Raw genomic sequence first — 12,534 nt, 5'->3', positions numbered from 1 at the left:
ACGACGCACTCGCCCTCGAAGAAGCCGTCCGCACCGACCGCGAACGCCTCCTCGGCCCCGACCACCCCGACACCATCCGCACCCGCGCCAACCTCGCCGCCACCTACAGCTACCTCGGACGCCACCACGACGCACTCGCCCTCCAGGAAACCGTCCGCACCGACCGCGAACGCCTCCTCGGACCCGACCACCCCGACACCATCCGCGCCCGCGGCAACCTCGCCATCACCTACAGCTACCTCGGACGCCACCACGACGCACTCGCCCTCGAAGAAGCCGTCCGCACCGACCGCGAACGCCTCCTCGGACCCAACCACCCCGACACCATCACGGCCCGCGCCAACCTCGCCATCACCTACAACCACCTCGGACGCCACGACGACGCGGACCAGCTCCGAAGCAAGGGTTCGTAGAGCAGGTGCGGCTGCACTTTGCTGTACGACAGCGGGCTGGCGCGCGTGGTCGAGCCCCACCCGCCACCCCGCGACACTGCCGGGTTCCGGATCCGCCCCGGGGGTACCCACTCCCCCACCTGTCCGCCTGCCGCAGACCGCGACGCTTACCCGGCCGCTGCCGCTGCGCGGGCCGGCAAGGCGGTCAGCCGGCTGCGGCGCGCCGGGCCCGCTGCCGCTCGGTGCAGTGGTGCTGCGGCAGCGACTCCAGGTTGTCGCAGCGGACGCGGGTCCTGCAGTCCGCGCACTCCAGCGTCCCAGTCTCAAGCCAGCTCCTGTACCAGGGCTGCTCCTGCTCGGGCAGGTCCTTCGCCGCGGCCATGGGGTCGGGAACGTCCACGAGGCGGGCGATGCCCACGGCAACGGCCTCCTGGACGATGGGGGGAAGGCCGTACGCATCCACGAACCCCCGGCACATCGCCGGCCGGGTACCGGGCGGGATCCCGTCTCCGAAGGTGCTGTGGCAGACGACGTAGCCGTCGTCGGCGGCGCGCGCCTGCTCGATGAAACTCCGGCGGCGGCCGGCCGGAAGCGGGATCGCCCTGTGCGCCGGGTTCAGGACGCAGCTGCTGCACCGGTCTTCCAGAACGCGGATCTCGCCGCTGTCCCGGTCGGCCACGCCTCCGTCGCGGGCCGGCGCCTCCGGCTCGGTGTGCTGCTCCATCACTTCTCCCCGGATGCGGTGGTTGTGGTGCGCTGCGTGGTGACGGCGTCGAAGGATGCCACGGCCTGGGCTACTCCTTGACGTGGTGGGCGTAGCGTTCGTGGGCGGACTGGCGGGTACAGCCCAGAGCCGTCCCGATTGCTTCCCAGGTGACGAGGGAGCCGCGGGCGGCTCGGACGGTGTCGAGTGCGAGGCCGGGAACCGCGTCCTGGAGGCGGGCGACAGCGCGCAGGGCCGTGACCGGCCGGGTGTTGGAGAGTTCGCCGATCCGCTGCTGCAGGGCGGTCAGCATCTGCTCGACGTCGCGCGGGAGGAGGCCTTCGGCGGTGGTGACGTGGTACTCCCAGTCCGCGAACGGGCCCGTCCGGGCGTGCTCGCCCTCGGTCGCCTCGACGTCGCCCCACACCACCGGATGAGTCGCGCTCGCACGCCAGCCGCATCCGCAGGCGGCCTTCACCCCGACCGCACGCTCGGACACCGTGCCGTCGCTGTCCCACCACGCCGTACTCCCATCCAGAGCCGCAATGGGCGCGGCCTCCTGGCCATCGGCCAGGACGGCGACCACCACACCCTCGTGCCGGCCGCTCTCATCCACCCACCCCATCCCCAACACCCCTTCCCCAACACACAGCCGTCAGGGTTCCCTGACACCAGACAGGCTGTCAGGAATCCCTGACAGCCGTCAGGGATTCCGGGTTCTTCACCCCCCAGGTGCCAAACGGACACGGTGCCGCCCACCGGCACGGTGCGCTGCACCGGCCGCTCCGCGACGGTCCGGCGGCCACGGCACCGCGGCGCGGGCGGCGCGGACGGGCGCGGGCGGCGCGGAATCCCGTCGCAATGCCTGCGTCCGGTCTCTACAGTCGCGGCATGGCCCGCGAGGAAGAGAACGCGACGCAGCCCGACATCACCGCGATGCTCAAAGACCAGACCAGTGCCTGCCCAGCAGCACGCGAAGCCATCACCGCAGGCGGCGAGGTAAAGATCTACGACGGGCAGGCGCCGGTGTGGATGGTCCTCGGCATCTCCGCGACCAGGCTGAGACGGTCCCTGAAGACCGGCCAGACGACCCTCGGCCTCGACGAGAGCGTCGAGATCCTCCGCACCCGGCCCCGCGACGGACACCTGCGGACCGGCAACATCACCGCAGCAGACCGATCCTGGTTCTTCACCCTGTACTTCGACGCCACCGGAACCGAACTCCCCTGGCCTGCAGCGCCGTCAAGCCTCCCACCCGGCCACCAGCCCGATCACAGCCGGCCGTCAGCTGACAGCCGACCAGGCCGCGCTCCCCGACCACGACGATCCCGACACCGAACTGCGTACCGCGTGCCCACCTACTGCGCGGCCCCCGCACTGCCGGCCCGCCACACCCTACGCGCCACGCTGGCTGGGCTACCTTGCCATGCCGGCCACCGCGCTCACCGGCACCGGCAGGACCCGGGACCTCGGGCAGACGCCGACCCGCTCGGTGAACCAAGCCCGGTGGAGCATGTGCGGGTCGGCACGGCCGCACGGATCGTCCGGCTCACGCCGGCCCGCCACACCAGCAGTCCCGTTCTGGTGCGCCCGGGGCCCGGCCGGCCTGCTCGAAGGCGTCGGCCGCCGCCGAGATCCGGTCCCGCACCGTCGCGGGGGCCTGCGCGGCGGCGGCCACCAACAGGTCGCCGAGCGCGGCCACCCCGCCGGCCCCCTCCGCCCGGCCGGAACAGGCAAGCGCGGCCGCGGCCTCGCGCACCAGGCGCTCCGCCACCGCCCAGTCCGCCGGGCCGACGACGGGCTCGAAGCGCTCCCGTACGCGGGGCAGCGACAGGTCGTAGGCGAGGGAGCTGCCGGAGAACCACACCGGCCTGGTGCCGTGGTCCGCGCCGTCGCCGGGCAGCGCGACCGCGTACCCGGCGAGGGTGCCGTCGTCGCCGTGGCGCTCACGCACCCGGAGCCCGGCGTCACGCAGCCGGTCGAGGAAGTCGGCAACGACACCGGCTACGGCGTCACCCGACGCTGACCCCGCCGTGCTCATCCATCGGCCGCGGAGCAGGCGCCGCTTCGAGGGCTCGGCGGTCGCGCCGTTCCGAGATCAGCCGCGCGCCCGGTTCGGGCGGTGCGGACGGTGGGGGCGGCGCCGGCCCGGTGAGGGGTCGGGAGCGGCTTCCGGTGAGGAGAACCCGCCCGGTACCGCGGTGCGCGGCGCCGGCTGCTCCGCGGAGGGAGCGGCCGGGGTGGGGAGGGCTGGCTTGGCCGTGGCCAGGATGGTGATGTGCGGGATGTTGCGGGCGCAGGTCTGGCAGAGGTCGGCCAGGGTCCAGACCTGGCCGACGGCCGGGCTGTGGACGAGGACCAGCAGGCTGCTGCCGGCGCACTGGACGCGGGATTCGTGGAGTGCGCAGTCTGTGCTGCCGCAGCTGCAGGCTGAGTTGGGGCGGGCGCCGGCGAGGCGGCCGTGGGCCTTGATGTGCTCGGCGGCGAAGCGGCGCATGCTCGCTGCGTCCTTCGCACGGGGCGGCATCCGGCACGCTTCGGTGCTGCAGGTGACGGACACCGTGTGATCGGGGTGGCCGGTGAGGCGGACCGTCCAGGTCCGCCCCGGCACGCGTGCTCCAGGCATCAGGGTCAAGTCGGGGTCCCGTCGTTGGGCTGGTACGTGCCGGCGTTCTGCCGTGCTCGTGCAGGGGGCCGCGTGCGTACGCCGTGCCGAGGGGGACGTCCCATGGGCGGCACGGGGCGCTCTGGTTTCAGAGCGCGCGCAGGGCGGCGACTACCTTGCCGAGGATAACGGCGTCGTCGCCGGGGATCGGCTGATGGGCCGCGTTGTGCGGCATGAGCCAGACCCGGCCGTTCTCGCGGCGCAGGCGCTTGACGGTGGCTTCGCCGTCCAGCATGGCGGCGACGATGTCGCCGTGGTCCGCGCCGTCGGCCTTCCTGACGGTGACGGTGTCGCCGTCGCAGATGGCGGCGTCGGTCATGCTGTCGCCGACCACCAAGGCGGACATTCCAGCCGTTCAAGCTCGCCGCGCCCACACCGGCCAGCGCCTGATCGAAACTGGTTCAGGGTGTGCGCGGAGCACAGGAGGCGAGCCAGGACACGCCGGGTCCGGAGTCCTGGGCCGTGCACTTCACCACCATGCGCAGCCCGCCGAGTTCCCGGTGCCGGAGAGCTCCTGGACGATTGACGGCTCGGTGACTCCTTCTCGGGTCAGACCTCGATGTAGGCGACGACGACCACGGTGCGCAGCGCGGTGACCCAGTACAGGAGCCGGACGTGTTCGAGGTCGTCGGTGTACTGGCGCAGCTGGGGACCGGAGCTGTCGGCGGGCAGGGCCTCGCCGACGTCGGGGTCGACGGAGACGACGACCAGGGCGCGGTCCAGCGAGTGGATCTCGGCCTCGCTGGTGATGTTCTCCAGCTGCTTGGCGGCTGAGTCGGAGAACGCGATCCTGGCGCGACGCGCGCCGTGCGGTGCGGGCATCAGGCGACGGCCGGGCGCTGGGCCGCGAGCCGGGCGAGGTGGGCCTCGCGCAGCTCCTCCCACGGCGTGCAGTCCTCCACCGACGGCAGACCGTTAGCGGCGATGTCCTCCAGGACGGCGGCGAACCGGTCGGCGTTCTCGCGGGTCCGGGCCGCTGTACAAGGAGCGGCTCACCGCGTTGCGTGAGCCCAGCGCGTGAAGCCAGCCCCGGTTGGCCCCCCTCCCGCCGGCCGGTGCTCCCCGCCGACGCGGGGGTGTTCCGGTTCCGGAATCCCGACCCGCCCCGCTTCCGCGGTGCTCCCCACCGACGCGGGGGTGTTCCTCCGGGCCTTGCGGAAAACTCCGAAACCGCAGCTCAAGAGCCTGTCTACAGGATCTCTGGGAACGCCCTTCTCGGGCTCCGGGAACTCATGAAGCCTCTTCGCAGGTCAGATGAGTAGGCGTTGCCCTCCTCTCGCCATCGAAGCCGCAGTCACCGCACTCCCCTGGATCGAGCACGAGTCCCGTCGGCCTGAGGGACGGCGATTTCGAGTCCAGCACCGCCAAGGACACGGCCAGCCGGTGCCGAAGTGATCCCTTTCCGAAGGGAGCCGTCACCCCCACTCAGACGTGTGAGAGCCACGAATGAACATCTGCTGGCTGCCGGGCTGGGCGCGTGCCTGTCAGGCGTAATCGGCCGGATCCGGAATCCGAAGCAGACCAGCCACGAGGTGAGTCTCAGCTTCATAGAACTGAAGACGGAGCTCTTCGCCGTCGGGCGCCCTGTACTCAAACACCTGCATCCCCGGGCGCCAGCTTGGGCGGCGGAAGGCCCGGCCGCCAACGGGCAGCGCCACAGGACGGCGAGCCGGCCGCTTGAACACCGCACCCTCCGCGTCCCGCATCAGCTTCCCGTACACAAACCCACGTCGTCTCAACCCCTGCTCCCACGCGACCTGGCAGGGGATGCCGACATCCCCCCCGTTCGTGACCCCAGTCGCGCGCCGGGCCACCCGACGAGCTATGACCAACCGCATCAACCCTCCCGTAGCTAACACAACTAGTGACAATGCCGCCAATTCGATGACAGTTTCCATATCTCACTCCTAAGAAGAGACGCTGCCGGGAGGCAGCCCACCCACCCTACGACCCGCCGTCGCCACCTTCATCTGGTTCATCACGTCGGCCTCAAGACGCCTTTCTGATCACTTCGACATCGACACTAAAGCCTCACAGTTCAACGCCGGAACCTTTAGCACATTTCTATAGATCGACCCATGGAGACTCCGAGCCGGGATACGGTATTCGCATGTCAATTCATGACACCTAACAGCCCCTTTGGCAACACAATTTCAACTATCCGCAAACTGGCCACCGGTCCACTAAAGCCTAATCGGCCCGCCAGTCAGACCGGCGGGCCGATTAGGTAATTCGCGGTTCTGGCTAGAGCCCTTCAGTCACCCGCAGGACCGAGGCAAGAGAGCTGAGAAAACAGCACCCGAGCATATGCCCCTTGGCAAGGTTCCAGAAGAACCCGGCGGCCAGGAGTGCAACGAAAACGCCCGCGACGATCACCGCCCCCATCCCGTGCCAGAGGATGAAGACGAAGCCTGTAACAGCTGACCAAACTGCGAGAGGGAGCCACTCGGACCTCAGCACAGCAAGAACCGAGACTTGGGTGCAGCCCGGCTCGCCGGCCGGAGGCCGGTCGAGCCTGATGTGCTCGGGCGTTCCGCAGAGTTTCCGGTCCATGGTCACGTCCGTCATCGTCCGAAGCGGTTGGTCAGGGCTTCACGCGTAGTGCGCAGGAGCGCCGGGCCGCGTGAGGCCGTATGGGCAATGGGATTGCCCCCCGCGAAGAAACCGGTCGTTCGCAGGTGCCCTCCCTTGGCCGCCCATGCCGCCCTGCTTGATCCACCCCTGGCGAACGCGAAGAGCACGCCTCGGCCCCATAGAGCACCTGAGGCTATGCCGACTGCTTCGGCCTTACCCGTCTTCAGCAGGAACTGGGAGGCTCCCTCCTTCTTCTCTTCCTCCGATGCGACAGCCATGTGAGCTCCCAGCCCCGCAGTGAACAGGGCGGCGGCGCCCACGACGAAAAGTCCCATCCCGCAAACCGCCGAGGCGATACATAGGGCCGTTCCGACGCCTGCCAGGACCTTGATGCCGAGGTCCACACCCTTGTGCTTCCACCAGGTTGAACTGCCTGCGGTGGCGTTCCATGCCCCCTTGAAGTCACCGGCCACGATATTGGCGACGAACCCCTTCTTCTCCGGCTTCTTTGCCGGCTTAGCCTTGGGAACCGCAGTCGAATGAGATGAAGACCCATAGCTACGAGAGGACCTGCAGTCGGGGTCATGACGGCAGGCTGTCTTGGCGCGGCTCTTCTGCCTCACGTATTCGGGTGCCGGGGTGCCGCCGTTCGCGCGGACTTCCCGCTCGTAGTTGTTGCCGTACCCAGTGGGCCTGGTGCCGCCGTTGGTGCAGGTGTACATGCCGCTGCGGCACTCGTCGAGGGCTTCGCCGGTCGGGTCCCATTCGGTCAGCGGACTGTTGTTGCCGTACTGGTAGCCGTTGTGCTGGCGGGGGTCTTCCACCACCATCAGCGGGTCCACCGACAGGAAGCGGCCGAGTACCGGGTCGTACTCGCGTGCTCCGAGGTGGACGAGACCGGTCGCCTTGTCCTGGGTGCCGCCGACGAATCCCTTCTCGCCCGGCCATGCGGTCGGGGCAGCTCCGCGTTCCTCACCGAACGGCTTGGTGGGGCGCCGCTGGACCTGGAGCGTAGCGGCGTCCACGGCAGTGGTGCCGGTGTTGTGGTGGTCGGCGGCGACGTAGGAAACGCTTCCGTCGGATCCACGCACGATGGCTGTGCCGCCCGGGGTGGCGTAGTAGCGCGTGCCGGAGACCGTGTTGGTGGTGGTGCTGAGGGTCAGCTCGGTTGAGCCGAGGTACAAGGTGGTCTTGCCCGGGTCCCTGCGCAGCAGGCGGCTGCCGTCCGCGTCGTAGAGGTACGTAGAGGTGCCCGCCTCGGAGGTCACGGACGCCAGGTCCCCTTCGGCATTCCACGCCAGGGTTTGCTTGGCGCCCGCCGCGTCCGCACGGGTGAGTGTGTTGCCGGTGGAGTCGTACGTCCTGTCGGCGGTGACTGCGGCCCCGCTGCCGGTCTTCTTGGTGGTGGAGGTCGGGGCGTGCGGCTGCGGGGATCCGGGAGCCGGGTAGGTGTGCGTGGTGGTGACCGTCTTGGCGTTGTCACCCGCGGGGTCATGGTCGCTGGAAGAGATTCGGTTGCCGGTTACGTCGTAGGTGAAGGATTGCCAGTACGGGGCCGGGCCGCCGATCTGGCCGCCTTGGGGTGTGGTGTTGGTGCAGTTCCCGATGCCAGGCACCGACGGAGCGGGCCGGGTGGTCGTGGTTCCGGTGTCCGTCCAGGCATCGGTCAGCCGGCGGAGATGGTCATAGCTGAAGCACTGGGTGTCTCGGGCGGCTCCCTGGATATTGGTCACCGAGGTGACGTCACCGGCCTGGTTGTAGCTGTAGTTGGTGATGTCGACTGCGGTGCCCGAGTCCTGCTTGTTGAGCTGGGTACTCAGGAGCCGACCAGTGGCCGGATCGTGGACGTTCGTGAAGCTGGTCTGCTTCGGGTCGTCGCCGAAGGTCGTCCGCTCGACCTGGCCGAGCTCGTTGTAGTCGGTGAAGTTGACGTAGTTGACGTTGTCCGAGCCGTAGGAGACCGGCAGCCCGTTGATGTTGCGTCCTGTGGTGAGCCGCTCGGCGGGCAGGCCGCCCGCGGCCGGCAGGGTGTTACGGCGCTCCAGGCCCGTGATGGGGTCGTAGCTGGTGCTCGCGGTGTAGGTACCGGTGAGGGCACCCTCACCATCGGGGACCGTCACCTTGGTGCCTGTGGGCCGGTACCCGGTGTCGTAGCCGGTGGTTTCCGAACGCCATGGCTTGCCGTCGGCCCACCGGGTGGAGGCGCTGGGCTGGCCGAGGACCAGGGAGTCGTACTCGTAGGTCACCAGCTTGGTGCCGTCGGCCGCACCGACGTTGCGTGAGGTGGGGCGGCCCAGGATGTCGTAGCTGGTGAAGACGTTGTTGCCACGGGAGTCGACGGTGGACACGGGCCGGTCGGCGGCATCGTAGACCACAGACGAGGCGCCCTTGTCCGGATCGACGGAGCGGATCTGCCGGCCCTGGAGGTCGTACTCGTACGTCCAGATGTTGCCTGCCGGATCGGTGATCCGGGTCAGCTTGCCGTCGGTGTTGTAGGCGTATCGGGTGGCGTCGAAGGGACCATCCGGTGTGGCGATCTTGTACTTGCGCCGCTCGACCGTGCGTCCGAGCACGTCGGTTATGACGCTGTCTGCGCTTTCTCCCTTGGGTGGCGTGGTATCGGTACGGTCAGCGCCAGGGTAGGCCGTGACCGTGCGCCACTGCTCCTGTCCCTTGGACGAGAAGATCTTGGCGACCGGACGTCCGATGCCGTCGTAGAGCGTGGTGTTCTGCCCTGGAACAGCGTTGTCGTTGGCGATGAAGCGCGTCTTGACCGGCTCGGAGTCCCGGTTGACGTAGAGCTCGTTGGTCCTGCTGGAACGGCCGTAACTGTCGTAGAAGGTGTCGGTGATCAGGCGGCTGCCGGCCGCGCCGTTCTGGGGGACCGCTTGGACCTGTACCTGCTGGCCCATGGCGTCGAGGATGCTGACGGAAGCCGCGTACGACTGATCGGAGCGCAGCGTCCGGGTCGTCACCGAGCTGGTGCCGGTGTTGACCAGGTCGTACGTGTACGTCTTGCTCGCGCTGTCGGCCCGCGCCCGGCCCGGCGCCCACACGGCGACGGTACGGCCGAGCGCGTCGTAGGCCGCCTCGGTCGTGCGGCCGTTCTGGTCGACGGTCTTGACCGGCACGCCGCGCAGGGGGTGCTGGGTGATCGTGGTCGTCCAGTTCTTGGCGTTGGTGACCTTGACAGTGCCGGCCCGTGCCGGTGCCGCAGGCTCATATACGGTGGTCGTCTTCGCCCCTGCCGCATCGGTGGCGCTGGTGACACGGCCGTATGAGTCGTATGACACGACGGAGTGGACGGAATACTTAGGCTGACCGGACTCGAATCGGTTGAGCTCTTCGGTGCTGGTTACCTGGCCAGGACCGTTGAGGGTGCCGTGGGGCTGGTTGTCGTACAGCGTGCGGTCGCGCGAGAGCGTGTTCGCAGCTGTCGCCGTCGCAGCGCAGTTTCCGCTCTCGATTTCCACGGTTTCGGAGACGCGGTCGACAATCCAGGCGGTCGTGTTGCGTGCGTATGACGTGGTGGCGCAGGTGTCGGGCTGGCCGTCAGCTCGTTCGAGTACGGACGTCGGCATTCCGTAGACCGTGTCGTACGTCGTCGTCTTCGAGGTGGACTGCCAGGTCTTGTCCGTGCGCAGGTCCGCGTCGCGGGAGGAGCCTTGGCGCTGCATCTTTGCCGTCAGGGCGGGCAGCTTGGTGCCGCGGGTGTGGGTTGCCGTCGACTCGGAGAGCCAAGGCTCCGACCTGTCCACGGAGACGAGTTCGCCGCCGTCGGACGCGAAGTTTTGGGTCTCGCGGACGGTTCCCGCAAGGTGGTTGGCGTCCTTGAGGCTGTTCCCTGTGAGGCCTGTGAACGTGGCGGTGCGCTTGCTGCCGTCGGCCTTCACATCGCCGTCCATGCCGCGCAGGTAGAACATAGCGGTCTTGGAGACCACATCAGGGGCTGTTCCGGCCCGGGTGACGACCTGGTCGTAGCCGCGGAACTGGTTCCAGGTGCGGCGCTTGTCCTCGGTCAGCTCGTCGTCGTCGCGGTGCCAGGCAGCGTCGCCGACGTACTCATAGCGGACCTCTTGCGGGCGGGAGCCGCCGAAGGGGTCCATCTCGGTGACCCTGGTTACAACGTACTTGTGGAACCAGTCGAGGGTCGGGTCAGCCGAGCTTTTTTCGTCCGGATTCCAGTAGACGGGGTAGCAGCGCTTGGTGTTGGAGTCCTGGGCCGAGGGCATGCCTGCCCCGGGAGCGCAATCCGTGTCGGCATAGCCGATATCGGTTACCTGGCCGGTTTCCGATGTGATGCCGACGATGCGGCGGCGATTGAGTGCTGGCTTGTTGTCGCCGCTGGAATCAACGCGGTTGTTCAGCAGTTTTCCGCTGAAGGTGACCGGTGGTGTAGGGAGCGTTGTCGCGCCATCATGGCCGGTGTGCATCACGGATGCGAGCCAGAGGGCAGGTGCGGTGCCGTCCTGCGGGTTGGGAAACTCGTGTTTCAGCTCATATGAGTCGACGTTGTCGTAGCCGCCGGCGCCGTTCAGAACCTGTGTGGTGATCTTGGTGAGGCGTTTGGTGGTCCAGAACGTGGCGGAGTAGTTTTCGCACGTTCCGGTGGCCGCGCAGCTCTGGTCGAAGGGGACGTCCGGCCACTTGGTGGCGTTGGCCTTCGTGAGTTTGGCCGGGGCGCAGTCGAAGCCGGTATCTGGCAGGCAGCGCTCGGCGGTGGCGAAGAGCACCTGAGCGGTGGGCTTGACCGTGTCGGCGTCGGCCAGTTTCGAGCCGTAGGTGATCTTGGCGAGATTGCCGCCGCGGATGTACGACGTGAGGGTGCCCTCGGGGGTGGCGGCCGAGGCGTCGCGCTTGTAGCGGTTGGTCTCGGTGTCGTACCAGTGAGTCATTACTCCGCCGCGCGGGTCGACCACGAAGTCGAGGTTCCAGCGCCATGCCTGCTGGCACCAGGATGCCGCGAAGGTGGACTGGTGGCACTCCTCGCCCGCGTTGTTGCCGTAGACGGGGGTCGTCCACGCCGAGTTGGTCGCCGGGGCGGTGGAGCTGCCAGGCTTCCGGCCGGCGCCGAAATAGTACTGGGTGCCGTCGACGGTGGTGACCTTCCAGTACTCACCGTTGTTGTCCCCGTTGCTGGCTCCGGTCAGGCGCTCGACTTTCGACGCGTCGTCGTTCTCGAGCCGCCAGTTGCCGGATGCATCGTCGCGTACGAGCGTCGAGGACTTGCCATTCAGGGAGATGGTGGCGTTGTTGCCGGAGAGACATGCCTCGCCAGAGCCCGCCTGGCCGTCCTTCGAGCAGGGCTTGAAGCTGCGCTCGACGAAGCCGGGCGAGTAGTCCCACCCCTCGCCGATCCACGAGGCCTGGTTGTTGGTGGCGGCGGTACGGCCGTCGACCGACTGCGAATCGTAGGAGAGCGAGATGGCGGGCTTGGTACCGCCCAGCCCGTCCGGTACCGCGATCGGGTACGACCAGGAGAAGCCGCCGGCGTTACCACCGCTCGTCCACGTGCCGGAGGGTGCCAGGCTGGTGGCGGTGTAGGTACCCGCAGGGCCGGCCGGGCCGGCGACCGCTGCAAGCACTGTGGTGCCGCTTGCGGCCTCGCTCGCTCGCAGGCTGCCTGCAGAGGATTGGCTGCCCTTGAGAGGCACCTCTGCAGTAAGCAGGCCAGCCCGGTCGCCGTCCTTGGCAGTCGGCACTGGCGTCTGCGTGCGGCACTCCGCCCGCTCGGGAGTCGTCAGTGCACACTCGGGAAGGGCAACCAGGCGGGCCCGTGAGAGCCAGTCTCCGCTGAAGGCGCCGGCGATGTGGGACACATCCACGGAGACCTTGGCCGGGGTGTCCCCTTGAGCGCCACCAGCAGGTCGAACCCCGAGCAGCAGGCCTTGCACACCTGCCTTCTCGGCAGTTGCCCTGTCCACGAGTTCCACTGATGCTTTGGCCGTGCGCGATACACCCTTCCCTGGGAGTGCCGTGACCCAGACCGGCGCAACTCCGGCGCGGCTCGGGTCCAGGATGGGTGACGGTGGGATCGGAGCGGTGCCCAACGGTGCGGCGAAGAGCGAGCCGCGCCCAGGCGCGAGCGGTGCGGCGTTCAGATCCACGTCGGCCCGAGTCGCCAGTGGCCAGTACACATTCGCCGGACGCCAGGCAGCAGCCCCGTCGCCCTTCTGGGCTTTCGGGGTCACTTTCTGGGC

The 12,534-nt window shown here is 68.5% G+C and carries 8 protein-coding genes and 1 pseudogene; 1 reads left to right on the top strand and 8 read right to left on the bottom strand.

Translation table 11 applies throughout. The features are described 5' to 3' along the window. A partial coding sequence (locus tag ACIPW5_RS33850; RefSeq protein ID WP_401253364.1) for a tetratricopeptide repeat protein occupies positions 1-413 on the top strand: 413 nt, incomplete at its 5' end. A 184-nt stretch (positions 414-597) separates the two neighbouring features. Here the strand turns inward: ACIPW5_RS33850 and ACIPW5_RS33845 are convergent. The 8 genes and pseudogenes from ACIPW5_RS33845 to ACIPW5_RS33810 form a co-directional block, all read right to left on the bottom strand. Next, the gene (locus tag ACIPW5_RS33845; RefSeq protein ID WP_401253362.1) at positions 598-1,116 is read right to left on the bottom strand and encodes a hypothetical protein; all 519 of its coding nucleotides are present in this window, start codon (positions 1,114-1,116) and stop codon (positions 598-600) included. Positions 1,117-1,186: 70 nt separating this feature from the next. Further along, positions 1,187-1,711 carry a hypothetical protein gene (locus ACIPW5_RS33840; protein WP_401253360.1) on the bottom strand — a complete coding sequence of 175 codons (525 nt, stop codon included), beginning with the start codon at positions 1,709-1,711 and terminating at the stop codon, positions 1,187-1,189. 933 nt (positions 1,712-2,644) lie between these two features. Next, entirely contained in the window at positions 2,645-3,136 is a 492-nt protein-coding gene (locus tag ACIPW5_RS33835) for a hypothetical protein (protein WP_401253357.1), read from the bottom strand. 57 nt (positions 3,137-3,193) lie between these two features. Further along, positions 3,194-3,592 (bottom strand): hypothetical protein, encoded by a 399-nt coding sequence (locus ACIPW5_RS33830; protein WP_401253355.1) that lies wholly within the window; start codon positions 3,590-3,592, stop codon positions 3,194-3,196. Between the two features lie 256 nt (positions 3,593-3,848). Then, positions 3,849-4,094 (bottom strand): annotated as a pseudogene (locus tag ACIPW5_RS33825) (LexA family protein); the annotation flags it as partial. 215 nt (positions 4,095-4,309) lie between these two features. Next, a complete protein-coding gene (locus tag ACIPW5_RS33820) occupies positions 4,310-4,582 on the bottom strand; it encodes a hypothetical protein (RefSeq protein ID WP_401253353.1) in 273 nt (90 codons plus the stop codon). A gap of 1,422 nt (positions 4,583-6,004) precedes the next feature. Then, positions 6,005-6,319, bottom strand: coding sequence for a hypothetical protein (locus ACIPW5_RS33815; RefSeq protein WP_401253350.1), 315 nt, complete (start codon positions 6,317-6,319; stop codon positions 6,005-6,007). A 5-nt stretch (positions 6,320-6,324) separates the two neighbouring features. Continuing rightward, positions 6,325-12,525, bottom strand: coding sequence for an RHS repeat-associated core domain-containing protein (locus tag ACIPW5_RS33810; protein ID WP_401253348.1), 6,201 nt, complete (start codon positions 12,523-12,525; stop codon positions 6,325-6,327). Positions 12,526-12,534 lie beyond the last annotated feature (9 nt).

The sequence above is a fragment of the Streptomyces sp. NPDC090077 genome (genome assembly GCF_044747545.1).
Taxonomy (GTDB): Bacteria; Actinomycetota; Actinomycetes; order Streptomycetales; family Streptomycetaceae; genus Streptomyces.
The sequence above is the reverse complement of the archived record's forward strand: the minus strand, read 5'-3'. Positions and strand labels throughout refer to the sequence as shown.